The 25,148-nt window shown below is 51.4% G+C and carries 24 protein-coding genes; 18 read left to right on the forward strand and 6 right to left on the reverse strand.

The annotated features are described in order from the left end of the window. Positions 1-112: 112 nt before the first annotated feature. Positions 113-958, reverse strand: a complete 846-nt coding sequence (locus GK091_RS28525) for a S41 family peptidase (RefSeq protein WP_164044157.1) — start codon at positions 956-958, stop codon at positions 113-115. A 1,100-nt stretch (positions 959-2,058) separates the two neighbouring features. On the opposite strand from GK091_RS28525, the gene GK091_RS28530 reads away from it, so the two are divergent. Then, positions 2,059-3,165, forward strand: a complete 1,107-nt coding sequence (locus GK091_RS28530; RefSeq protein WP_164044158.1) for a replication initiation protein — start codon at positions 2,059-2,061, stop codon at positions 3,163-3,165. Positions 3,166-3,260: 95 nt separating this feature from the next. On the opposite strand, the gene GK091_RS28535 is transcribed toward GK091_RS28530, so the two are convergent. Next, positions 3,261-3,527, reverse strand: a complete 267-nt coding sequence (locus tag GK091_RS28535; RefSeq protein ID WP_164044159.1) for a hypothetical protein — start codon at positions 3,525-3,527, stop codon at positions 3,261-3,263. 424 nt (positions 3,528-3,951) lie between these two features. After that, the gene (locus tag GK091_RS28540) at positions 3,952-5,745 is read right to left on the reverse strand and encodes a 7TM diverse intracellular signaling domain-containing protein (RefSeq protein ID WP_164044160.1); all 1,794 of its coding nucleotides are present in this window, start codon (positions 5,743-5,745) and stop codon (positions 3,952-3,954) included. 242 nt (positions 5,746-5,987) lie between these two features. On the opposite strand from GK091_RS28540, the gene GK091_RS28545 reads away from it, so the two are divergent. The 8 genes from GK091_RS28545 to GK091_RS28580 all read left to right on the forward strand — a co-directional run bounded on the left by GK091_RS28545 (position 5,988) and on the right by GK091_RS28580 (position 12,554). Then, the gene (locus GK091_RS28545) at positions 5,988-6,149 is read left to right on the forward strand and encodes a hypothetical protein (RefSeq protein WP_164044161.1); all 162 of its coding nucleotides are present in this window, start codon (positions 5,988-5,990) and stop codon (positions 6,147-6,149) included. Positions 6,150-6,307: 158 nt separating this feature from the next. Then, positions 6,308-6,997, forward strand: coding sequence for a hypothetical protein (locus tag GK091_RS28550; protein ID WP_164044162.1), 690 nt, complete (start codon positions 6,308-6,310; stop codon positions 6,995-6,997). Between the two features lie 339 nt (positions 6,998-7,336). Then, a complete protein-coding gene (locus tag GK091_RS28555; RefSeq protein WP_164044163.1) occupies positions 7,337-7,501 on the forward strand; it encodes a hypothetical protein in 165 nt (54 codons plus the stop codon). Positions 7,502-7,651: 150 nt separating this feature from the next. Next, positions 7,652-8,437, forward strand: a complete 786-nt coding sequence (locus GK091_RS28560) for a bestrophin-like domain (protein ID WP_164044164.1) — start codon at positions 7,652-7,654, stop codon at positions 8,435-8,437. A gap of 13 nt (positions 8,438-8,450) precedes the next feature. Beyond that, on the forward strand, positions 8,451-8,846 hold the full coding sequence (locus GK091_RS28565) for an SLC13 family permease (RefSeq protein WP_164044165.1): 396 nt from the start codon (positions 8,451-8,453) through the stop codon (positions 8,844-8,846). Positions 8,847-9,369: 523 nt separating this feature from the next. Further along, on the forward strand, positions 9,370-10,629 hold the full coding sequence (locus GK091_RS28570) for an MFS transporter (RefSeq protein WP_164044166.1): 1,260 nt from the start codon (positions 9,370-9,372) through the stop codon (positions 10,627-10,629). A 59-nt stretch (positions 10,630-10,688) separates the two neighbouring features. After that, positions 10,689-11,474: a bestrophin-like domain gene (locus GK091_RS28575; protein WP_164044167.1), complete on the forward strand. Its 786-nt coding sequence runs from the start codon at positions 10,689-10,691 to the stop codon at positions 11,472-11,474. Between the two features lie 87 nt (positions 11,475-11,561). Continuing rightward, positions 11,562-12,554, forward strand: coding sequence for a hypothetical protein (locus GK091_RS28580; RefSeq protein ID WP_164044168.1), 993 nt, complete (start codon positions 11,562-11,564; stop codon positions 12,552-12,554). A gap of 128 nt (positions 12,555-12,682) precedes the next feature. On the opposite strand, the gene GK091_RS28585 is transcribed toward GK091_RS28580, so the two are convergent. Next, a complete protein-coding gene (locus GK091_RS28585; protein ID WP_164044169.1) occupies positions 12,683-13,690 on the reverse strand; it encodes an AraC family transcriptional regulator in 1,008 nt (335 codons plus the stop codon). 277 nt (positions 13,691-13,967) lie between these two features. Here GK091_RS28585 and GK091_RS28590 point away from each other — a divergent pair, with 277 nt between their 5' ends. The 7 genes from GK091_RS28590 to GK091_RS29490 all read left to right on the forward strand — a co-directional run bounded on the left by GK091_RS28590 (position 13,968) and on the right by GK091_RS29490 (position 21,264). Continuing rightward, positions 13,968-15,011 (forward strand): NAD(P)-dependent alcohol dehydrogenase, encoded by a 1,044-nt coding sequence (locus GK091_RS28590; RefSeq protein WP_164044170.1) that lies wholly within the window; start codon positions 13,968-13,970, stop codon positions 15,009-15,011. An 88-nt stretch (positions 15,012-15,099) separates the two neighbouring features. Continuing rightward, positions 15,100-15,759, forward strand: a complete 660-nt coding sequence (locus GK091_RS28595; protein ID WP_164044171.1) for a (2Fe-2S)-binding protein — start codon at positions 15,100-15,102, stop codon at positions 15,757-15,759. Then, complete coding sequence (locus GK091_RS28600; RefSeq protein ID WP_164044172.1) at positions 15,756-16,775, forward strand: FAD binding domain-containing protein; 1,020 nt, start codon at positions 15,756-15,758, stop codon at positions 16,773-16,775. The genes GK091_RS28595 and GK091_RS28600 overlap by 4 nt, the downstream gene beginning before the upstream one ends. A gap of 2 nt (positions 16,776-16,777) precedes the next feature. Further along, the gene (locus GK091_RS28605) at positions 16,778-19,015 is read left to right on the forward strand and encodes a xanthine dehydrogenase family protein molybdopterin-binding subunit (protein ID WP_164044173.1); all 2,238 of its coding nucleotides are present in this window, start codon (positions 16,778-16,780) and stop codon (positions 19,013-19,015) included. Between the two features lie 60 nt (positions 19,016-19,075). Continuing rightward, positions 19,076-19,636, forward strand: a complete 561-nt coding sequence (locus tag GK091_RS28610) for a sugar O-acetyltransferase (protein WP_164044174.1) — start codon at positions 19,076-19,078, stop codon at positions 19,634-19,636. A gap of 29 nt (positions 19,637-19,665) precedes the next feature. Further along, complete coding sequence (locus tag GK091_RS28615; RefSeq protein WP_246202463.1) at positions 19,666-20,187, forward strand: (R)-mandelonitrile lyase; 522 nt, start codon at positions 19,666-19,668, stop codon at positions 20,185-20,187. 75 nt (positions 20,188-20,262) lie between these two features. Beyond that, entirely contained in the window at positions 20,263-21,264 is a 1,002-nt protein-coding gene (locus tag GK091_RS29490; protein WP_212593024.1) for a carboxymuconolactone decarboxylase family protein, read from the forward strand. Positions 21,265-21,382: 118 nt separating this feature from the next. On the opposite strand, the gene GK091_RS28625 is transcribed toward GK091_RS29490, so the two are convergent. Continuing rightward, positions 21,383-21,976 carry a phosphatase PAP2 family protein gene (locus GK091_RS28625; protein WP_164044176.1) on the reverse strand — a complete coding sequence of 198 codons (594 nt, stop codon included), beginning with the start codon at positions 21,974-21,976 and terminating at the stop codon, positions 21,383-21,385. Between the two features lie 280 nt (positions 21,977-22,256). Next, on the reverse strand, positions 22,257-22,658 hold the full coding sequence (locus tag GK091_RS28630; protein ID WP_164044177.1) for a hypothetical protein: 402 nt from the start codon (positions 22,656-22,658) through the stop codon (positions 22,257-22,259). A 674-nt stretch (positions 22,659-23,332) separates the two neighbouring features. Between GK091_RS28630 and GK091_RS28635 the strand changes: the two genes are divergently transcribed. After that, positions 23,333-24,079 carry a hypothetical protein gene (locus GK091_RS28635; RefSeq protein ID WP_164044178.1) on the forward strand — a complete coding sequence of 249 codons (747 nt, stop codon included), beginning with the start codon at positions 23,333-23,335 and terminating at the stop codon, positions 24,077-24,079. A gap of 25 nt (positions 24,080-24,104) precedes the next feature. Continuing rightward, the gene (locus GK091_RS28640) at positions 24,105-24,755 is read left to right on the forward strand and encodes a hypothetical protein (RefSeq protein WP_246202465.1); all 651 of its coding nucleotides are present in this window, start codon (positions 24,105-24,107) and stop codon (positions 24,753-24,755) included. Positions 24,756-25,148: the final 393 nt, after the last annotated feature.

Here is a 25,148-nt window from a genome sequence, read left to right on the forward strand (position 1 = left end):
AACAAGGCGACAGCGAACCACACCGCGGGTAAATTTAGATCAGTTGTGCAGCGCCCGAACTGGTGCAGTTCCCCAATCGTTCGAAATGGTTAAACAACTCTTTATGTGGTCGTTAACGATAAAACTGACTGCTCAGGTAGTTGTATGTTACAGCACAGTGTTCGACAACACGACCCGCCTGATCCAATACGACTAGAACCGTTTCGCCTTTCCCCGCGCCTTGGCTCAAGTGAATACGAACGTACTTTTTATCGCCCAAGCTGATGTGATGAGCAATCGTTAATCGCCGGGCATTCCGCCTGACAAATGGCCAACGCATCCGGGACCGAACAGGCGGGTGGAGACTGACGTAAAAACGACGTCTGATGTTTTGGTGATAAAAACTCGAATCCGCACCCTGTTCTGCCTGAATCCGTTGCTGAACCTGATTTTCGTTCGCCATTCCCCGGAGCGAATAGCACGCGTTGACAAAAGGAGTCAGCAAGGTGGCATCCTCTTCAACTAACCCCGTCGAGTAGGCCGTCACAGCATCGTAGGTCCTGGTTACTAGTAAACTGTCAACGTAAAAATCGAAGGCCAGCTGCTCATAGCACCGGGTTTGTTGGGCTAACTTAGCCTGATGGGCTGACAGAAAACGGAAAGCCTCATCCAGACCAGGATCGAGCCTTTTCAGCAGATCGCCACAATGGTGAGTAACCGCTACATCGACTGGTACACCTTCGGCTTCGTAACTGATGCGTTTGGCGCTGACTGTCTGGCCATTGGACAGAGCCACCTGCCAGCCGCTAGGCAGGCGTTTTCCCAGCATGGGAGAAAATATACCGTTGCTTCGTTCGCCCAGCAATTTCACGTACGGCAGTCCTTTGAGGTAGAGCGCACAGTCACCCGCACTAATTGTAGCGCCACTGGTCAGTAATACCGTGGGTTTGAGCAGCTGTTTTTTGCCTTCAGGAGCCACGTAATAAGCCGTCCACAGCGTGTATTCCTGCTTGGGCTGGCTAATTCAATAGTTGCCAGAATGCCTCAAAATTACGTTCAGGGCTCGTTTTTGGTAGCGAAACAGCAACTCCCGATAAGGAATTAACAAGAATCAGCAGAAGCGAAAAAAAAAGTAGCTTTCATGGGCTAGTGATGGCCAGAATCTATCAAACTTGCTCACAAATTGATTCAGACGCTCAAATAAGCCCGCTGAGCGACTTTCTTTACCCAAGGTATACATTTATACTGCTGACGTGATTTAGTGCCCTGACAAGCCTGTATTCGATCAGAACGGCTATGCTGGTAAAGATTGAACGACTTTTCTTTTTACTATTAGCCAAATTCTGGTTGACCGTTGACGAGTTGAACCGGCATTCTGGTGCTTACTTTCCACTAGAAAAAGAAACATCTGCCCTTCCAATTGTTCTTTCGCCCGCAGTGGTCATAGAGCACAAACCAATATTATAGGCAGTAAAGTTTACTAAAAAAGTAAATATCTACATTTATTCGATGTTTTTTTCTTCCCTTTCCAATGAAATCAACGCTTTGATAAAACTTATCAACTTTATCAATAATTCCTTTTGATTGATTTAAGAGGCCTTGTAAGTATCTGATAAACAATGCGTTGCAAACGCAAATAAGAGGTTTGAAATAAGTAAATAAGAGGTTTGAAATAGATTAAAGAGGTCTAAATAAGAGGTTTGAAATAAGTAAATAAGAGGTTTGAAATAAGTAAATAAGAGGTTTGAAATAGATTGCAGTGTCAACTAGGAGGTTTGAAATAAGCGATAAAACTCGACTGTGGAAAATGTGGAAAAGTCTGTTTTTACCGTCCAAAAGTGCGCCTTTGAGCCCATTTTCGGACGCCAACTAAGAGGTTTGAAATAAATCAACCTGTCAAAACAGGAGTCCTATTGGTTAGTCATCTTATTGCCTGTCAGCTTATTAACAACAGTTATAGCCTCTCTCAGCAGGTTATGATTCTACGTACATGTGACGAGGATTTACAAATAAGAGTTTCCTAAAGCGACTTCTTATTTGTAAATTTGGTCTGTAACTTGCTTCCTGAGCATTCATTCTATGAATCCACTTATCAGTTCGAAAGATCAGTTAGCACCGTTGTTTCAAAAACGGCCCACTAATTATCAGCCCAATGTATTCACGGAGTCCAGGCAGGAGTTTACCGAGCTAGAGAAGAAGATCGTAACGCTTGTTGTCAATCAGATTGGTCATATGTCCCTGAAGGGCGAAACAATAATTGGATCCAACCTGGTCTTTAATGTACCCTTCAGCGAGCTGACAAAGAACAACCACAAACAGATAGCTGATGCAGCCGAATCACTTCAGTCAAAGCGACTGGCCTACCGGGATGATGTGAAGAAGGAGTTTCATTACATAACGCCTTTCCCCAGCGTGCGATCAGCGATGATCGATGGCAAACGGGTGATCGAGTTGATCATGTTCTCCGCTGTAGTTCCTCATTTTGCCGAATTAGGGCAGCGTTACACCAAGTATGACATTGACATGATGCTAACCATGTCTTCGGTCTACTCACAGCGAATGTTTGAGATTGTCAGCATGTACCAGAGCCGGGGACAGTACCAGTTCAGCTACAGAGTAGATCGACTGATGGAGATACTGAATTGTCCGAGTCAGTACATCTTCAATGACTTCCGACGAAATGCGCTCCTGATCGCGCAGCGGGAACTGCGGGAGAAAGCGAATATACACCTTGACTGGGCCGTACAAAAAGAGGGAAAGAAGATTGTAGCGCTCGATTTCACGACAAAAACTACGCAGCAGCTGGCCACTGAAGCAGTGAAGCAGGATCAGCGGCAAATCAATAAAATGGCCATCAACGAAGCCGTTACCACCGCCTGGCAACTGATGAAAGGCTACAAATTAAAATCCTGGCAGAAAGACCTCATCATTTCGGATCACAGTTTACTGGAAACGTTTTATCGGGTTGATTCCGAGCTGGCTAATGGGCTACGGACTAATATCAAAAGCCCAACGGCCTACCTGGTCAAGTCACTGGGTATCGACCAGAAAAAAGACGCCAAAAATCTCAAAACACTTGATTCCAAGCAATTGCAGATTCCCGGTCTATCGACCGAACTCGATGCCCTTACCAATGTACCCCAGTCACTGGCGGCCATTTTTGGCAATATGATTATGAATGAATAAGAGCGCAGCGAAGCCTGTAGTCTGTGATTGCACAGCGCTACGATCAGCCTAAAACCGAGTACGATTCGCAGCCTTGGTGCTCTGGGTCTGGCCCGTCAAGTCGTAACAATACGAACCGATTTCCGGCGGGTCAGTTGCTCTACGGTAGGAGCTAGTGAATGAAGATTCGTATCCGTGTCTACCCGAATCAAACGACCCGTTTTTTCGTCACAGCATACGTCCGCGTAAAAATCGTTAAGTCGGTACAAACTATGTGTCCGCCCCCTATCTACCCAGCTGGTCAAGGCGGTTCCCCACAAAAGCAAAGCGCCCTGTTTGATTAATAATGGTTGACAGTCGAAGTTTTCAAGAGTGATGTACATAGCGTTAAAAAATAGGAGGAGCGCGTACGTAGCGTACAGTCATTCGGCGGATGATCATCCGCCGATGCCGACAAATTCTACTTCCAGAGAAGCGTTATAACTGGACCATACCGGAAGCCGTTTGGATCGCGGTTTACACCCGTAGCGAACGGTTATCTGAGTGCTTGATCCAATTAGCTGAAAATTGATCAGCTGGTTAGGCTGGGCCAAGCGCCAGAGTCACCCAATAACCGACACACAAAGGCCAATAGCACCCAGAACGGACCACTCGTAAAAGAACACGGTCGCGGAGAAACTGTCTAAACGCGACCGTAGACAAAGTGTGTACAGGTTGGCTAACACACTGACTATCAGAAATTTTTACACAGAAAAGTCTACAGATCATCCATCTCCTGCGTGCGAACGCCAAGCCAGGCTAGGCTACTTACTGATCCGCAGAATCAGACGGCCTGTTCGATTCTGAAAGCGCCATTTTTTTGTACAATCGGGTTTTTGCCCGACGGACGCTGGCCGGATCAATATTCAACAGCGCAGCGATCTCTTTGGTGGAAAGGTTGATGTGGAAATAGGCGTAGAGCCGTATTTCGTATTTGGTTAGCGACGGATGTTTTGTCAGTAAGTTATCAAAAAAATCAGGGTGTATTTGTTCGAAATGTATCTTGAATTTTCCCCAGTCTGCGTCCAGATACAGGTTGCTTTGCAGAATCGATTCGATGCCCTTCAGCCCCTGTTGGTTTATGGTCGGATGCTGTTTGTGGAGCGTCTGTAGCTGGGTCTTCAAACTAGCCAGTAACTCGTTTTTCTGGACAATGTATAAGGTCGTCGACGCCAGTTCGCGCTGGTTGATTTCCAGCCTTTCCTGAAGCAACTCATTCTTCGTTTTTTCGTGACGGATATCCGCATTGATCCGTTGATTCTCCAGTTCGGCCAGCCTGTGTTGCAACGCCATTTCCCGCATTTCAAACTCAAGTTGCCGGGTCTCTACCGTCCGGGCGGCCAGTTCATTTTGAATGAACTTTGTTCGGGCGACCAGCGCTATTGAAAAAGCAAGCGCGTGCGTAATACTTGCCAGGTCGGGTAGCAGGGATGGTTCTGTTTTTTTGAAACTAATGAACACGTGAAACAACGCGGTGGCCAGCATGAAAGCTAATGGCAGACTATTCGCCAGCAGAAAGGGAGTAGCAGCCGGTAAGTTTCGTATATACCCTATCACACAAGTGTACATGATACTCGAAATCAGGGCCAGCGCCACGATGTTATGGTACCACAGGGTGGAGTCTTCCAGGTAAAAAAAACAGCTGTTGATCACCATCAGCGCACTGGACAACAGCGCGTAGGTGTACAGGCCATACTTGATTACGGAATCCAGTGTAGGTAAGGTCACTGACGTATTCAGGTAGGCCCGTGTCAGCTGCGCCTGGCCGTATAAAATAAGCACAATACTACTGTGTTGCAGTAAATTACCCAGATCGAAATAGTGGACCTCTCCGGCCGGCGACAGTCCTACCGTAAACACCGGACAGGGGAACAGAACGTTGAAAAACTGTTTATAATCGGTTATATAAATCATCCCGCCGACCTGCGCCAGAAGGTAGTACAGAACAATTCTATCGTTGAAATTAGCGTAGATGAACAGATTATTCAAGAAAAACAGGACCAGTACCGACAGCGACATAATCCAGGTGACCATCATGAACTGGTCGGTCTTGTTGGTACGACTCTGACGCTCGATAGCGAGTACGGGCTTAACGGCACGGCCGATCGCCTGCAACCGGCGCACGTCAATTTTTACGTAGAGAACCGTTTGGGTTTGCCCTTTGGCAATGAATGTTAACAGGTTTCGATCTCGCTGACCGGTAAAAGGAGCATCGGCCCCCGCCTGGTGAGCTCTCCACTGCTGCCCACCAGCATCAAGCGTGTACAGGGTATTATTCAGGGACGGTTGTATCGACAGATTGTACGATTCGTCGTAGTAAGCAGGGTTGACCACAATCAGTCGGAGCCAATACGTCTGCGTGCTGGCAGGACGGAGCGAATCACCCCGTATAAATCGCAGGGTGGTATCGGTCCTGACCTTATCCAACGTATAACCGTGATCAGGCAGCAAAGCGTACGCGTCGATCGGTGCCGTTGAGCGGTCCTGTAGTGTGTACACAGACTGGGCCGACACGACTGCTGTAACGAAAAAAAGAAACAGGAAAAGAAAGAGCTTGCTCAAATACGCTTACTAGTTAATGCCTGATACAGCAATCGATTGTATCCCGATGGCGATACTGTCTACTGGTCCTCAACAAGAATGCCACGTCTAGGGTACAGACTGTATCATCGTCTATCGAACAGATCAGCCCGCTCCGGAAGAGACTAGAAAACGTTTCTGGTTTCCGGTTAGTATCAACCAGCCGCCGAGTCCGCTAGCCGGCTTATCAGTCGGTTGCTCAATCCGTGTACGAACGAGATCCTATGGCTACCTATGATCAGTGCATGGAGGCACAAATCAGTTGCGGGCAACCCAGAGTAGTTGCCAACAGCTCCTCCCGACGGTTTCCTGTTGACGGAGCGAATGCGGGGCCCATTATTTTTTCGGTCTTTCAGGTAACGTTTGTGGCCGATATGCCTGACTGAAGGCCCGTTTATCCTATACCAGAACCAGCAGACAGGATATTCAGGCGCTCTGTTGTCGATGGTCGTCACAACACCCGTATATTTAGCCGGTGTAAACGAAAAGGCGACGATCGGCAGTAGCGGGCACACCGCCAACTTACCACAATTCCCATCTGTAAATGGCCCCAGTCAAGTGGCTCCTGAGCAGGCTAACCAGCGCATTCGCTTTAGCCTTTTTAGTCGGCTGTCGTGTAACGGTTCCGCAGGGATCGCTGGACCCTGATTTCTACCGGATCAGCCACAGCAGTCGACCGGATTCGCTTCAGCAGAAGGTGTACGTACTTGATACGGGCGATTCTCTGCAACTGCTTAACCCGCTCAATGACCAGCGTCGGTTCGTGCAGCGATCGACCTTTCAGCCCTGGACATTTCAACGAGCGGAAATTGACGTCGATGTTTTCACGCTTCCCTTCAAGATCAGACCGGCACAGGCAGCCCTGCCAGCGCAGTTGAATTCAAATTTCAACGCAGCGCTTTATTTAGGACGTCGCATCGACCTATACAATTATCGATGGAAAACCATCAGCCCGACGTATGCCGTTCGTCAGCTCCAGAGTCGGGGCTTTGGCTACGGTTTATTTGCGGGTATCGGGGCGGTGGCGATCAACGACTTCGTGACACGGATACCTCTGACTATCGAATACGAAGGGGTCGTTCTCAACGCGGGTGTTGCGGCCATCTATGACGCGCGGATCTTTAACATTGGCCTGGCGGTTGGCCTCGATCACTTGCTGGATAAGAACCGGCAGCACTGGATTTATCAGCACAGACCCTGGTTTGGCGTTTTGTTCGGGTTGAATTTAAATTAAGGTAAGAGGCTTTTTGGGACATCGACTTGTCGGGTCGTAACGGCTAGAACGCCGTTAGGGTGAGACAGCCAGGCGATACTACGGCTGTCTATTGGCCTGGTACCGATCGTCAAACCAAGTAAGTCCTGCTAGTTGGACGAAGACGGTTCTTACCTTGTCGATCGGTTGGATCGTGCACAACTAGTGCTGTACACGTGACGCAAAATGACTCAACTTGAGTAAAAACACCTACACATAGTAGTGAGTACATTCGTATTAACAAGGAACACCTCTTGATTGACAGAGTCTTACAAACAGTTGGTAACTATGGCATGATTTTTACGCAAGCCATCGTCAGTAATGCTTCAACGCCAACCCGAAACCATGCCGGGTGTGGCTCTTTCGTACGTCATTCAATTCCCCGAAAAGCGCAAAACCGACAGGCCGACTATGTACAAAACCACCTGCCAAACGTATTGGCATGCCCAAACCCCTTCGACTGTATCCGGCCCCGACGCTGTATAGACTGAAATCACCCGCTAATTTTCTAATTAATCCGCGACAGGAACTGACGAAGACGATGCAGGGCGGCCTGCTCTTTCTAATATCGACTGTGATCTGTTCCTTCTGCTACTACCCGATATGATTCATCCGGTGTATGATCAACAACCCCTTATGCTTTGGCTTTATGATTTGCCGACCTGGCTATTTGCGCTGATAACAATTGTCTTCTTCGTCGTGCTCGGACTAGGCGGCTTGCTGTTGACGCACCGACGCATCAACGAGGGAACATTTGCCACGCTGATCGACAACGGTACGGTTGGCTGGTTTTTCTCGGGCGTGACCGTTCTGTATGGCCTGCTATTGGGCCTGCTGACTGTGGCAACCTGGAGTAATTTTACGCAGGCAACCGGGTTAGCCTCCAGAGAAGCCGCCACCATTGCCGTTCTCTACCGGAACTTTGACGGTTACCCGCCGGAGCAGCGCGTGCGTCTGCAACGTCGCTTACGAACCTATACCGAGTTTATCGTTCGCGAATCCTGGCCACTGCAACGCAAGGGCTTGATCCACGACGGCGAATCGGATCGCCTGATCCAATTGCAAACCGAGATTCAGGCCATTGAACCGGCAACGGAGGGCAAAAAGATTTTGCAGGCAGAGTCGATCCGGGCGTTTACGGCGCTTGTCGAGTTACGTCGGTTGCGCATGGAGTCGATTACGGGTAGCGTACCCGGCGTTATCTGGTATGTCGTCCTGCTGGGGGCTGTGTTGACCCTAATTTTTTCGTACTTTTTTCTGGTCAAAGACATCTGGTTTCATGCGTTGTTGATCGCTATGTTAGCCACGGTTATCGGATTACTAATTTTCCTCATTGCAGCTTTGGATCATCCCTACCGAGGAGCTGTCAGTGTCGAATCGACCGCCTATCAATTGGTGCTCGATAAGGTAATGAAGCCGTAGGCCAACGACACATGTGACTTCTGTTTCTATCTGGATTATTTCCTTCGTGTCCATTGCGAGCGTAATCGCCCAGCCCTTCAAAACGCCGGAACTTACCTGGGCCGCAGCGGGGGCTGTTGTTCTATTGCTACTTGGCTTGATCATCCCCGCCGAAAGCCGGGTGGGGATGACCGAAGAGGCCGATGTCTACCTGTTTCTGGCGGGTATGATGCTACTGGCGGAAACGGCCCGTTCGGAAAAATTATTCGACCGGCTGGCGGCTCATGCAACCAATCTCGCCGAAGGGTCGGCCAATTACCTTTTCGGGCTCATTTATCTGGTGGGCAACGTTATAACGGCTTTTTCGTCCAACGACGCCACTGCCTGGCTACCATACGCTGGCTGGTTGCGCTGCGCCGGGAAAGACTGAGCGTAAGCACCTGAACATTTCTTAAACTCGGCATGCTGGTTATGACAGTTCCGTTACTCATTACGCTGGGCGCGATCTGGCGGTATCACGTTTAGTTCTGACCCGGTGTCAGACAACTTTAGAATAAGTATGATCAGGGATTAAGAAAACTTAATTCTTTCTTCAGCACGACCTCACCTGAGCCCAATAGCTTTGCTTTTACAACCAATCCGTTTCGATTCTAAAGTGAAAAGCCAGGGGGCATTGCTGCCTTTGCTCGCTAGCGGGACCGTTCGCTGCCTTTCGGGGCTCATATTGGCATTTCACCTAAACCAAGTGCACTCTGCGTATTTCCAGCAACAACACTAGGTATTTTTCTCTACAAACCCGTTGGATTACCCATTAAGAATTGTGACCCCAGTACCCGAAGAAGGGGGTTGATCCTGCCGTTTGCCAGCTCGATTCAGTACGGTACAATATTTACACAAGATGAATGATGATCAGTCATCGATCACTTTACACAACGTTAGTCAGTCATTAAAAAATGGTTAAATTATCGCAGAACACTATTACTCGCCAACCCAGCTCGACCAGTTTACGCGCACTCGACACGGCCAATTTCTTCCTGGCCGATGTTCGGGACGGGCTTGGTCCCTATCTGGCTATTTACCTGTTGACCACCCTGCACTGGGATGCGCAGAATATCGGGATTGCCATGTCGGTTATGGGCATTGCTACTGTCGTCGCGCAGACCCCCGCCGGCGCTCTGGTTGACCGAACCCGCCGGAAGCGTGTGTACTCGATCATTGCATCACTCCTGATTGCGTTTGCCGCCATCATTACGATTACCGTGCCAACCTTTTCGGTCATTATGGGTGGTCAGGCCATTATGGGCGTAGCGGCCGCTTGGTTTACCCCCGCTGTAGCCGCCATCACACTAGGCATAGTCGGCCCCAAGGCGCTGGACAAACGAGTTGGCCGCAACGAAACATTCAACCATGCAGGCAACGTATTTGCGGCCCTGCTGGCGGGTCTGCTGGGTTACTACGTGAGCACAAAAGGGATTTTCCTGCTGCTGGCGGCTATGTCGCTCCTGAGTAGTTTGTCCGTCTGGCGCATCCGGGAAGAGGACATCGACCACCAGCTGGCGCGGGGTTGTTCAGACGAAGAGGAACAGGCCAATACTGACAAGCCTTCGGGTTGGCGGGCCATTCTGGGCAACCGGTCAATTCTCTTTTTTGCCCTGGCCTGTGTACTGTTCCACTTTGCCAACGCGGCTATGCTGCCTCTACTCGGTCAGCGACTGGCGCAGGGAATCAACGCGGGTGCGTCTTCGGCCTACATGTCGGCTTGTATCATCGTGGCGCAGCTGGTGATGATTCCCGTCAGTTACTTCACCGGTAAGTTAGCGCCTGGTGGCCGTAAGCGGCTATTACTCATTGCGTTTGCCGTACTGCCGATCCGTGGTCTGCTATACACCCTAACGGGCGATCCAACATTACTGGTTGCCATTCAGATTCTGGACGGCGTCGGCGCGGGGATCTTCGGCGTATTGTCCATCCTGATCGTTTCAGATCTGACGCGGGGCTCGGGCCTGTTCAACACCACACAGGGTGCCATTGCTACAGCCGTTGGTCTGGGGGCATCGCTCAGTAATGCGTTTGCCGGGACGTTATTGCAGCGAACGAACTACAACGTTGCTTTCCTGACACTAGCCTCTCTGGCGGTCGTTGCGCTGGTCGTACTCTGGTTCTTCGTACCCGAAACGGCTCCATCAACGCAGCCGGTTGCGCGCGAAAACTGACCTTCCGGGGATTAATGATTGTGTATCGGACCGTAGAGTCCTGATTAACCGGCTTTTCTGTGGATTGGATTTACGCGTTACCAAACTGGTTCTTCTTTATTTTTTGCTGCGGGGCAACCCTTCTGTTTTCGATGGTTGGTCTGGTGCTGCTCCGTCCGTGGGTCAGGGCGCACGTAAGTGACTCGGCAGAGCACAATGATCTGGTCAGCTATTTCCTGGGCTCTTCCGGCGTTGTTTATGGCATACTGCTTGGCCTGGTGGCGGCTGGCGTGTGGAGCAATTTTCAGGCGTTGTCGGCTCAGGTAGACGGTGAAGCGACGATTACGGCTGCGCTGTATCAGGACATGGCTACGTACCCACAACCCTACCGCCACCTGTATCAGCAAGAGTTGAAGGCCTACGTGCGGTCGGTTATTTACCAGGACTGGCCCGCTCATAACCGGGGCGAAGTGCCGCAGGAAAGCAGTAAAATTCTTCGCTCGTTCAAAAACAACCTCTTTGATTTTGTGCCCCCCACGCCCCGACTACGGGTTGTTCATGAGCAGGCCATCAATCAGCTTAATGAACTGCTGATTGCCCACCGCTTACGGTTACGGGGCGATCAGGCCAATCTGCCCGAACTGCTATGGTGGGTCATCATTCTGGGAGCGTTAATCAACGTAGCCATCTCCTGGTTTTTTGTGGCGAAGGATATCACGCATCAGGTGGCCTTAACCGCGTTGATTGCCTTGCTCCTGGGATCACTTTTATTCCTGACAGCCGCTATGGACAATCCGTTCCGGGGCGGCTTCAGCGTGGATGCCAGCGCCTTCGAATCCGTACTTTACGAAATGGTCAATTACTAACCGCTGGCAGGCTGATTGACATAGCATTGCCAGCAGTCAATCAATCACATACAATACCCAAATCACAACCGTTCAAACGATACAACCATGACGACACATCGACTTCATTTACCTTTACTCAGTCTTCTTTTACTGGCCATTACGCTAAGCGGCTGCCTATCCAATCGCCAGGCTAGCTCGACCCTAAATCGGGTAGCCAGCGACAATTGCAACATCGACTCCAGCGGCACGTCGGGTTACGTGTTTCACCCGATCAATCTGGTGCCTGGCTCACCGGATGATTTGTTGCTTCGGCAACGCTTTGGTGAACGCGGTCTTCGCATGGCACAGGCCGTGGGGCTTACGCACTTGCTGGTGCAAATGACTCAGCTGGAGCAGCAAAACCCCGATCAGCCGCCCTCCAATCAGTACCTCGCGATACGGCAGAAACTAACCGACCAGCTTCAACTCGCTAACTTCGACATAGCTACCGCAGCGGCCCTGGTCGATTGTGACAGCAAGCGCGCTACGCTAACGGCCACCCTGCTCACCCGCCGGGAAAACAGCCGGGAAAAGCGCATGACCATCAGTGCTATCACCATCGGTGCTGTGGCCATCATCGGTGCCAGCCTGCTAAATTTGCACGAACAGCACCAGACCGCCGACTGGCTTCACATTGCGGGGGGTGTGGGCGAAGGTGGACTGGGTGTGCTGGCGTTACGACAGAAACCACCCCATGCGGAATACCGCCATCCACGTAATCCACTGCGCGACATCTGGAACAAATCCAAAACATCAACCGATTTTCCGCCCCTGGTCTGGTACTACCTCAACAAGCCAAAATCAGGCAACAGTCCCTCATTGGTCGATGCCCTGCGCAGCCGTTGGGAACTGCTGGTGGCGCTGGACGAAAAAGCGGGTCGCCCGCGTAAACACACACGTCGGGAAGTGGCTTATTTTAGCGATGGAGACACCTACACCGCTGAAGAACTGACCGTTCGGGCGGCTATGCTCGGGCAGCTGGAAACCGAACTCCGGCTTATGAACAATGACCTCACCATTCTGCTCAACGAAATCGTCCGGCCGATTACGAAGCGGTAAAACGACTGGGTAGTCAGACCAGCAAGTGGCCCCATCACCGGATCAATTCCGACGTAAACCGATCTGCATCCGAACGAGGTCTCGTTGGTTTCTTACTCATTGTCAATGACTTATTGACCAGATTAAAATTAACCCTCGTAATCCGGAGCGATCGGTGATCGTCGGAATTCATTCGGTGTCACGCCCACGTAGTTTTTGAAAAACTGGCTGAAGTTAGGCTGATCGGCAAAGCCGATGATCTGACTGATTTCCTGCAACGTCCAGCTGGTTTGAATTAACAGTGCCTTACTTTCTTCAACCAGCCGGTTTTTGATGAGCGTACTGATCGGCTGTCCAGTATGCTTTTTTACCAACCCATTCAGGTAACTGGCATTAAGGTTCAGTTGCTGCGCATACTGCTGAGCCGTCCGCATCCTGATGGGCCTGTCGAGGTTGGCCAGGTTGGTTTCTTTTTCGAGCAACTCGAAGAAATCGTGCACGTGCCGGTATTCATTGGTAATCGCGCCGGTCGGTGCATACTCAGTACCTTTCAGACTTTCCACCAGGATGAGCTGAACGTAGGCTTGCATGGCTTCTTCGGCCAGTTCTCCGCCCGAAGCCGCTTCGGCTTTCATCTGGGTGAGCAGGCCGTGAATCATACGGGTCGATTGCTCCGACAGGCGCAGTATTTTTTTCTCGGTGAAAAATTTATAACGGTCAATGACCAGCTTCAGGGAAGGGTGCTGATCCAGATACCGCTTCTTGAACATGCAGAAAACACCCCCGCCCACTTCAGGGGTCGTGTTGCGCCAACACACGATCTCGTTGGGGTGTAAGAACAGAATGGTTCGCTCGTCGATGTAATAGTTGTTCTTACCCATCGTCTTGAAACCCGTGCCGCTGGTCATCAGCATGATCTTGTAAAAATCCCGCCGGTTCGGCGACAGGTAATTATCACAGCCACTTTTCTCGCGATCAACAACCTTGATGTTCCAGTCCTCATAATAGAGCCGGCTCACGGGCGTTGTGCCAGGCGCCAGCAGAGAGGGAACATCATACACCATCGTGATGGGTTGTGCATCGCCGGTCCGCCGTAGTCGGGTTGCCGCATCACCGGCATTCTGTGGTCCGGCATTCCGGGGCGGTTGTGTTTTCATAATTTTTACAACTTTTTTACGTATACAAAGTTTATCTGTCTAGTCAACGAACATCTCTTTCGAACGTTCTAATGTACTGTCTTTCAGAACAAAGTTAAAGAATTAAGACGTAATTGTCTGACTGGCATCCGAAATGATTGGTAAACAAAGAAATGCGTTATTCATAAAAAAAGCTGCGGTTTTGCTATAGAATCCGCCGTGGCTTACGGCTAACTTTGTCGATTGAATCGGTATCATACTCAGTTCGTTACTTGACGTTTATAAAAACAAGATTAGCATGATCGCAACAAAAGGGTATGCAGCCCAAACCAAAGAATCAGATTTAGCTCCCTGGAATTTTCAGCGTCGTGAGCTTGGTCCCCACGATGTACAATTTGACATTCAGTACTGTGGCGTTTGCCATTCGGACCTTCACCAGATCAAAGACGAGTGGGGCGGTAGCATCTTCCCAATGGTGCCCGGCCACGAAATTGTCGGTAAAGTCGTTGCCGTTGGTACGAACGTGACCAACTTTAAAGTGGGCGATCTGGCGGGCACCGGCTGCCTGGTCGATTCCTGCCGCACCTGTGAGTCCTGCCAGCAGGGGTTGGAGCAGTACTGCCTGAACGGTAACAGCCAGACCTACAACGGGCTGGAACAGGACAAGAAGACACCTACGTATGGTGGCTATTCCAACACCATCGTCGTCAGCGAAAATTTCGTGCTCCACATACCCCAGAACCTGGATCTGGCGGCCACGGCACCCCTACTTTGCGCTGGCATTACCACGTATTCACCCCTTCGCCACTGGAAAGTAGGACCGGGTCATAAACTAGCCGTACTTGGACTAGGTGGTCTGGGTCATATGGGTGTGAAATTCGGTGTCGCTTTGGGCGCTGAAGTTACCGTTCTGAGCACGTCGCCGAAGAAAGAGGCCGATGCCAAAAAGCTGGGTGCTCACCATTTCGTGGTAACGAGTGATGCGGCTCAGTTCGAAGCGGCAAAAGGACAATTTGACTTCATCCTCGACACGGTATCGGCGGAGCATGATTATATGGCGTACATGTCACTGCTGAAAGTTGATGGCGTGCATATTTGTGTGGGTGCGCCCCCAACCCCGTCGGCTGTACACGCGTTTGGCCTCATTATCGGTCGGAAAAGTATTGCCGGATCAAGCATTGGCGGCCTTGCCGAAACCCAGGAAATGCTGGACTTCTGCGCGGAGCACGACATTGTTTCCGACATCGAGATGATCGACATCAAAGACATCCACCAGGCCTACGATCGCATGGTCAAAGGAGATGTTCGTTATCGGTTTGTCATCGATATGGCTACCTTATAGACCGACCACCGTAACCGGTTTCCCTTGGCACGGAGCGACAATCCGTGCGTAGCGAGCGTGGTTTTACCAACATCAATACTTCTGTTCTATGGCTGAAAATGAAACGAATGGGAACGAGTTAGACAGCTCAAATTCCTCCCGACGGATTTTCTTGAAACAATCCTCCGCGCTGGCGGCTTTGGCCATGACCCCGCCAGCCGCTGTGACCGCCATCGATAAAGGATTGGATGAAAAAGTGGCCGCTGCCTTCGAGCAGATGCCGCTGCAACTAACCATCAATGGGAAAGCCCGGCAGCTCAGCATTGAACCGCGTGTGACGCTGCTCGATCTGCTGCGCGAACAACTCCACCTGACCGGGACCAAGAAAGGCTGTGACCACGGCCAGTGCGGAGCCTGTACGGTACACGTTGACGGGCAGCGGGTGAACTCGTGCCTGACGCTGGCGATGACCACTGAAGGATGCGCCGTGACGACCATTGAAGGACTGGCGGAGGGCGGGGAGTCGGGTGATGCCGCTACTGCCCGACTTCACCCCATGCAGGAAGCGTTCATCAAACACGATGGCTTCCAGTGCGGCTACTGCACACCGGGCCAGATCATGTCGGCGGTGGCTTGCATTCGCGAAGGCCACGCGAACAGCCCCGATGAAATCCGCGAATACATGAGTGGAAACATTTGCCGATGCGGAGCCTATGCTAATATTGTCGATGCGATTATGGACGTAAAACAGGGAGGAGCCAAGGTATGAACCCATTTCAGTTTACGCGGGTTACGACCCCCAAAGCCGCTATTTCGGCCATTACGAAAGAGAGTGGCACCTACTTTCTGGCGGGCGGCACCAATCTGATCGACCTGATGAAGCGTGAGGTCGTCGTTCCGGAACGCCTGATCGACATCACTAAATTACCCCTGGCGACGATCGAAAAAACGGCGACGGGCCTGCGGATCGGGGCGATGGCGAAGAACTCAGCCGTTGCGGATCATGAGCTGGTAAAGAAACACTTTCCGCTGTTGTCGCAGGCGCTGAACGCGGGAGCCTCAGCCCAACTTCGGAACATGGCTACGGTGGGTGGGAATATGATGCAGCGTACCCGCTGTGCGTATTTCTACGACAATTCGATGCCCTGTAATAAGCGTAGCCCCGTGCAGGCAGGACCCGACAAAGGACAGGCTAACGGGCCGTCAGGATGCGGAGCCATCGGTGGGGTCAATCGAATGCATGCCATTTTTGGTAGTTCCAGCAAGTGTATTGCCGTTCACCCCAGCGATATGTGCATTGCTCTGGTGGCTTTAGATGCCACGGTAAATGTATCAGGTCCGAAAGGAGATCGCCAGATTCCGTTCAGCGAGTTTCACCGCCTGCCTGGTGATATGCCACAGAAAGATAATACGTTGTTGCCGGGCGAACTGATCCTATCCGTTGATCTGCCAACCAACACGTTTGCCGACCATTCGCACTACCTGAAAGTCCGCGACCGGGCCTCGTATGCGTTCGCGCTAATATCGGTGGGTGTGGGCATAGCGATGAAGGGTGATACCATTCAGGACATCCGGCTGGCCATGGGCGGAGTAGCGCATAAACCTTGGCGACTGATCGAGGCCGAGCAGTTTCTTAGAGGCAAACCAGCCACTGATGCCAACTTCAACCAGGCCGCTACCTTGGCCATGAAGGATGCGAAAGGCTACGGCGAAAACGATTTTAAACTGACGCTGGCTCCCAACTCGCTTATCGAAGCCCTGAAAACCGCCACAAAAACCGCCTGATCATGACCAAAGACATCAAGAACCCGCCTATCGATCGGATCGACGGACGACTGAAAGTGACCGGCGGGGCTAACTACTTCGCTGATTTTGAGTTGCCCAACACAGCCTATTGTGTTCTTGTCGGCAGCGAAATCGCCAAAGGGAGCATCACCAGTCTGGACACCAAAAAAGCGCAGGGCGCACCGGGCGTGCTGGGCGTATTCACTCACCAGAACATGCCACCCATTCCGGGCCTGGACGCTCCCGTGGGTGGTGAAGCCGATGGACCGGCACCCAAGCAGAAGACCGAAGAAACCTACCGCATCCTGAGTAGCCCGAAAATTCTCTTCGATGGGCAGCCTATCGCCATTGTGGTGGCTGATACCTTCGAGCGAGCCACCTACGCGGCTTCGCTCGTCAAAGCAACTTATACCAAGCAGGCCGCTCGTACCGATCTGCACAAACACGTTGCCGAGGGTATTGCCCCAAAAGGGGCCGAGGGGGGTAATTATTTACGTGGCAAAGCCGATGCCTACCAATCCGCGCCGGTTACGCTGGAGGCCAACTACACCATTCCCATTGAGGTGCATAACCCGATGGAACTGCACGGTATTCTGGCCCACTGGACTGGTCCGGCCAACTTGATGATCTACGCCAAAACGCAGGGGGTAAATGCCACCCAGCAGGCGATGGCCGAAGCCTTCAAGATCGATCCGAAGAACATTCACGTACACACCGAGTTCATGGGTGGTGGCTTCGGCATGGGCCTCCGGACCTGGCCGCAGGAAACGGCGGTCGTGGCGATTGCCAAGAAAATTGGTCGTCCCCTGAAACTGGTCATGAACCGGAGTCAGATGTTTACGCTGGTGGGTCACCGGCCCACTACGGTGCAGACGATCAACATGGGAGCTGACCAGGACGGCAAGCTGGTCGGTCTGGCCCACGCGGCTACCGCTGAAACAGCCAGTTACGAAGATTTTACAGAAGCTACGGTCAACATGACCAAGTTCATGTACGCCTGCCCGAACGTAAGCACCCGCTACCGCATCGTGCGGCTCGACCGGAGCGTTCCCATCTGGATGCGGGGTCCCGGCGAAGCGACGGGCGCGTTTGCGCTGGAATCGGCGATGGACGAAATGGCTCATAAACTGAACCTCGATCCCATTGAATTTCGGCTGCGCAACTACACCGAAACCGATCCGGAACATAACCGGCCGTATTCGAGCAAGCACCTCAAAGAAGCTTACCAGCGCGGAGCGGAAGCGATCGGCTGGAGCAATCGGAAGAATGAGCCGGGTAGTCAGCGCGACGGGAATTGGCTGGTTGGTTACGGCATGAGTACGGGCGTGTTCAGCGCCTTTCGCTGGGAAGCCAGTGCCCGCGTCCTGCTGAAAGCCGACGGATCATTGACGGTACAGAGCGCCGTGACTGACATTGGACCCGGCACCGGAACGGCCCTGACGATGGTCGCTCACAACGTGCTTGCGGTACCGGTATCGCGCATTAAGGTTGAGTACGGCGACACATCGTTGCCCAAAGCCCCTACTCAGGGTGGATCAGCCATTGTGTCGGCGGTGGGGTCGGCGGTGTTCGATGCGTGCACCAGTATCAAGCAGACGTTGATCGAACTGGCCACTAAAAACGGAGGTCCGCTGACCGGTCGTCAGGCCGATGAATTGACGCTAACGGATGGCATGTTGTCGGTCGAAAAAGAGCCGGGTAAAAAGGTGTCCGTGAGCGAGTTGATGAAGGCCAATAACCTGACCGTGATCGATAAAACGAAAGAGTCGAAGGGCGGACCGGAACTGGGCAAGTATTCGATGTATTCGTTCTCGGTGCATTTCGTGCAGGTGCGGGTCAATCCGCTGACGGGTGTCGTGCGCGTTTCGAAAGCTGTCAGCGTAGCGGATTCGGGACGTATCGTGAGCCCCAAAACGGCTGCCAGTCAGATGATCGGTGGCGTAGCGGGTGGCATTGGCATGGCCCTGACCGAAGAGGCTACCATCGACCACCGGTTTGGCCGGTTTGTGAATAACAACCTGGCCGACTACCACGTAGCAGTCCACGCCGACGTGCCCGCTATCGAAACGATCATGATCGACAAGCCCGACCCAATCATCAACCCGATGGGTGCCAAAGGTATGGGCGAAATTGCCCTGGTCGGTTTTGCGGGAGCCGTGGCCAACGCAGTGTTCAATGCTACCGGCCAGCGCGTCCGTGATCTGCCCATCACACCGGATAAATTGCTGCGAAAAGCGTAACGGTGCTGCGGTCGGAAACCAGCGAGTATGGCGGGTTCCCGACCGCAGTATACTAACTCAATGAATAACGATATTTTTCAGCGGATGCGGGCTAGTCAACCGCTTCGGAAAGAGGATGCTGAGTATGCCCGGTTTGCCGAAGTCGTTTCGCGCACTATCAGCTTGTGCGCAGCGATGAACGCGACCGCAACCGAGCTTGATCAGGTACGCGAAAAGCTAAGTGAGATCATCGGTACAAGGATCGACGAGTCAACCACGATTTTTCCGCCCTTTTACACCAACTTCGGCCTGTTCATTAAGCTGGGCAAAAACGTGTTTATCAATCACGCCTGTTCTTTCCTGGACATTGGTGGCATCACGATTGAGGACGATGTTCAGATTGGGCCGCGAGTCAATCTGACGTCCGAAAATCATCCGTTAGACCCCGCCGATCGTAAAACAGTCCTTCTTCAACCGATTCTGATCAAACGAAATGCCTGGATCGGGGCGGGAGCAACCATTTTGCCGGGCGTTACGGTTGGCGAAAACTCAATTGTAGCAGCGGGGGCGGTAGTAAGTCGGGACGTACCGCCCAATACAGTCGTTGCTGGAATTCCGGCGAAGGTGGTGAAGACAATCTGACACCAAACCATCGTACAACGTTGATCATCATGAAACCATCGTTTGCATTCATCGCTGCCCTGCTGCTGACCGGGACGGTCGTATCAATGACGGCTTGCGTTGGCACCAAACAACCTAAAACTATGACCGCTGATCCGAACACGTCTCTTTTTCCGAAAGGGGAAAAACTAACGAATGACTATTTTACGGGCAACGCCTATCTGACTCCCCTTGTAGCGAGGGACAAGAATAACGAGTATGCGATGGGTAACGTGACATTTGAACCCGGTGCCCGAACAAACCGCTCGGCGGTCCGATGGCACACCCATCCCAAGGGACAGGTGTTGATCGTTACGGAAGGATCAGGGTTTTACCAGGAAAAGGGCAAACCCGCCCGGCGGATCAACAAAGGTGATGTGGTCAATATCCCGGAAGCGGTAGAACATTGGCACGGCGCATCGGCCACGAACAAACTGGTTCATATTGCCATCACGAATTACCAGGGCGACGACAATGTGGTTTGGCTTACCCCGGTTTCGGATGACGACTATACTAAGGTCAACTCCCATTAATTGACGGCGATGATGCGCAAAACCAGACGGTATTTAGGCATACTGCCTTTTGTTCTTTTACTATCTATAACAAACATGAAGGCTCAGCCAAGACCCGCTACCAGTCAGGATCTAAACCCTCAGCAACAACGCATCGTCGCCATTGCTGCGTTGACCGCCACGGGGGATTTAGACAAGCTGAAAGAGCAGTTGAGCGCGGGACTCAATACTGGTCTGACGGTCAATGAGATCAAGGAACTACTGGTGCAGTTGTACGCTTATTGTGGTTTTCCAAGAAGCCTGAATGGTATCAGTACGTTCATGACGGTGCTGGAGGAGCGAAAAGCAAAGGGCCTTCTGGACCCGCCGGGAAAAGAAATCCGGTTGCCTGATAGCCATTCCGACAGGTATGAGCAGGGTAGAAAAGTGCTGGAAACCCTCACCAAAACGCCCCAGCCCAGGCCAGCACCCGGTTTTGGTGAGTTCGCCCCGCGAATCGATGCTTTTTTGAAAGAACACCTGTTTGCCGATGTGTTCGATAGTGATGTGTTGACCTACCAGCAGCGGGAACTGGTAACCATATCGGCGCTGGCTGCCATGCCCGGCGTCGCATCCCAGCTACAGGCCCACCTGAACATGGGGCTGAATACCGGCCTTACCGAAAGCCAACTGGTTCAGGTTGCGGACCTGATCGAAATGTACATCAGCCGAACTCAGGCCAATATTTTACGCAAAGCACTGAATAAGCCCACTGTCCCCCTCATCGAACCGGGCATGATGGTACGCATTGCTGAACTCGACATCGTGCCGGAATATCTGGACGACTATAAGGCTATCCTGAAAGAAGAATCGGCAGCGTCGGTAAGACTGGAGCCAGGGGTCATTGCCATTTTTCCGATGGCGGTGAAGGAGAAACCCACCCAAATCAGGCTAATCGAACTATACGCAAATCCGGCGGCTTACCAGTCGCACATAAAATCACCGCATTTTCAGCACTACAAAACCGCGACGCTGAAGATGGTCAAGTCATTGACGTTGATTAGCATGGACAGTCTCGACCCGGAAACGATGCTCTCGCTCTTCAAAAAATTAAATTAAGTCTCGACCGATCCGTCGATTGACTTGACAGCTTCACTCTAAGACGTTTCCCGAAGCGGAGTTCTGTTTTGTGTCCGGCGTTTTCGTTTGTGTGCGATTTCTTGGCCTACAAAACGTCTTACCGGATATAGCCGTAAAAACCAGCCCCAGCCAGTAGCCCCAGCAGGGCCCCTACAACCAGTTCCGTCAAGCTATGGCGGCTCAACACCAACCGAGATGCGGCTATCAATAGAGCCAGTATTCCCATGCCCACCCCCAGCGGCAGACTGATCAGACGAAGTGCCCAGACCATGAAGAACGAGATCGAGGTGTGAAGCGAAACTTTACAAAAAAAGTTGATCCCGTACGAACAGACCACGAGCAGAAGCACGCTTAAAAAGCCGATACAAAAGGGACGGGGTTGTTGGGTTACGAACAACAATGTGGTCACCAGTCCCAGTAGGGCGATTAATATTGGGTAGAACCGGTAACGCTGCTGTCGATCCGAAACGTCGAAATTGGTGTACAGACCACGTTTCGTCCGTTGATAATTTTGCCAGGTCACCGGCCCGATCACTCCGCCAAGAAGCAACCCCGAAACCAGCAACGCGTTGAGCGTGGTTAGTTGATCGAAGGCTACAGCGAGGGTAAACAACGAAGTCACGAACAGCGGATGGCCGACTGCCGATACGATGCGAGCAGTTTTAGTGAGCCAGGGAGAAACAGATTGCACGGATAGCCGTAGTTCAATTGACGAATAGGGCAAATCTACACCGAATCCCCGTATCCCCCCGTGCGTGCGTACCGGATCACCCATGTACCAAACTGAATGTGCTCTACTAGGCTGGTCACCAGCGGTTATGCCCAATTCCGTCAATTAACTACCTCCCGCGGTACAGGCTCTGTTCAAAGGGATAACCGCAGCTAGGACATCAGCTTTTCCCGCAGACGCTCGTTTGTGGCCTGAGACAGGCAAGCGTTGATCCGCACAAACGAGCGTCAGGCACTAGTGACTACTTTCGGGTCGTCAGGATGATTTGCCCGTCTGGATACAGCACATCGGCATTGTCTTCTGCCGTAATGAAAACCGTGCGGGGTTCAGCGATAGTGGTAGCTTTTAGTTCTGCTTTCAGCACTTTACCGGTCGGCACTAACTGTCCCAGCTTTTTGGCAGACTCCTCACTCGATTCTGCCCACACCAAATAGATGTTTTTAGATGGCGTGAGCTTACTGGCCTCGGCCAGATTTTGGACATCCACACTCACGATATAATTCTTGTTCTTATCCTTCTTTACGTGTACTTCTCCGGATGCCGCTGGAACGATAGATGACGTGCCAAACATCATTTTGGGCGTACATGAACTGAGTGCTATAGCTATTGCCAGCGTCAAAGCGGCAGCATGAATTGTTTTCATTTGTTCAGTGTGTTTAACAAAAGAGAAACACCAGAATTTCACAGATGTTCAATTGACTTGCTGCCAGGCACCGGCTCTTACATACTTTTATACCTGTTTTACCAATGCCAAATCAAACGCAGCAGCATAGGGGGCTAATACGGAAGGTCATCTCGCGAGTGAGCTGGGCGCTGCTTAGGTCCGGACTGGCTGGTTAGGGTACGGCACACCGTTCATTTGCTGATTCCAGCCTATTTCCACAACCATTGACCTGCTTGCATGTCTTGATCAGGATAAGCCATTTTCTGTGTACCCTCCCCTTCAGCGCTAAAAGTAGCCTGTGTCATCAACGGAAACAAAGGCAACGAAATACGCTGACTCTCCTGAGATTATATACCCCATACCTGAGTAAAAATACCTACATACAGCCAGTAAAATAAATACATAACGCATAGATAGTCGACTGTTAGCTAGTCAGTTAGGTTTTACCTAAACCAGTTGGTACAGTTTTCTCTCTACTAGATGACTTGGCCAACATAGTTACGGATGACCATGTCGGTGTTGATCCGGCTATCACTTCATGGCTAGACCAAATATCGACACGCAGCAGTATTCAACTCAACCAAAATGAAGGGTATCTCCCGGAGTTCCCTGTTTACCGGAGCCCATGTCTCCGCGCTCTTTTCCCTGACACGATGAAAATACGCATTGGCTATTTAGCCCTTCTTCTGTTACTGGTCGGAATTCCTTGGTTGACGTATGGGCAGGATTCACTAAAGGTTACGGAGCCTTTTCGAGCCCGTCACATGGTATTTGCAGGACTACAGATCCCGCTGAACTACACGGCGGGCTATCAGTTCCAGTTCAGTCGGCGGTTTTCCGTACAGGCGCAGGGGGGCGTCATTGCAGCTCCTTTCGATCAGTACACGCTAAAATTGCTGGAAGGCTTTGGCCTGGACCCTAACCTGAGTCGGGTTATTGACCGTTCGTTTCGGGGAGGTAGTTCAGCGAGCCTGGGCGTGACCGTGCACGCGAATTCACCCTGGTACGGAACACTGTACGGACAGTATATCCATTTTACGGCGGGCCCAATTACACCGGCCGATGGTCTGGGTGTTTACTTAAATCGGGACTTCTCTGGCTTTGGCCTTCTCGACTCATCAGCGTTCGTCTTTACGTTACAATCGAATCTTTGGATCACCGGAATTCGAGTGGGTCGTTCGTTTCAGTTCCGCAATTCCCGTTTCGGCCTGAACACTGAACTGAGCCTGGGCAAGATCGTAAGCACACAAAACACGTTTTCGTCAAACCGGCCGGGAATAGACCGGCTAGGCGTGACCCGGCTGCTATACGGCAATCTGGACGAGGAAATTGACACCAAACTTCGCCAACACGGTTTTCTACCGACGCTCAACGTATTACTTACCTATCGACTTCACTAATCACGTTTACAAAACCAGTTCATTCATGCAACTCATGCGATTACGGATCAACTTAGCTCTTCTGGCCCTTCCCGTCCTCCTTTCCCAGTGCGGGGTCAACCGACAGGTGCAACAGGCAAAAATGTTGAGCAAAAGCAAGTACGCTATTCACTCGGCCGATAGCGTAACAATTGCGGGCTACGATATACAGGACTTTAAAGATGTCCGGCAATTAGACGATGTTAACCCGCTTAAATACCCCAGAATTACGGCCGGACTCCTCAGAAAAGACGTCCCTTTCAACGCGACCGTCAACCTGGAAATTGTCAATCCAACGAACGAGGTTGCTGCCATTAATGCGTTTGACTATCGCTTGTTGCTGTCCGGAAACGAACTGGCTACGGGCACCGTTCAACGGCGGGTAGAAGTTCCACCAGGCGGAGGGAAGGTGATCGTACCGATTCCCGTCAATGCCAATGCGTATGGGCTAGTGACCAGTTCATCAACCCGCAATGCCTTCGTTAATCTGATTCGCAATTTAGCCGGTGGTAGCCAGACGGAAGCGTCCCGTATTACGCTGAAGATCAAGCCGACGATCATGCTGGGCAACAAATCCGTTCAGTACCCCGGCTACATCGACATTGACAAAGACGTTACCCGTGACTTACTGCTGACAGCAAAAAAAACAAATCCGTGATTGCAGGGAGTGAGCCATACTACCCGAATGAAGGACAGAACAAGTGCTCAGAATCAAGCGAATACTTTACTAAGTTGATTTAAGGCTGGAAATTGGTCAACCTTTTGGCTGGATTAAGTGCCGGATACACCTTTATAAGTAGAGCAACTGTTTTGGCTGGACCAGGTATCAGCCAAAACAGTTGCTCTTCGTGTTGCCATTGTGCTGGTTCTTTCGCCTTTCAGCAGCATCAACGCACGGAACAGAAACAAAAAAAGCCACCCCGGTTTGGGATAGCTTTTCGATATTTTTTACCTGTATCGGTAAGTAGCTTTGTGCCGTTCGAGTAAAGAAGGTAAACCACCAGTAACAAAACATACGCGTCCGGGCTCATTAGTACGACTCAGCTCTATC

Origin of the sequence: Spirosoma agri (genome assembly GCF_010747415.1) — a bacterium.
In the GTDB taxonomy this organism is placed as follows: Bacteria; Bacteroidota; Bacteroidia; order Cytophagales; family Spirosomataceae; genus Spirosoma; species Spirosoma agri.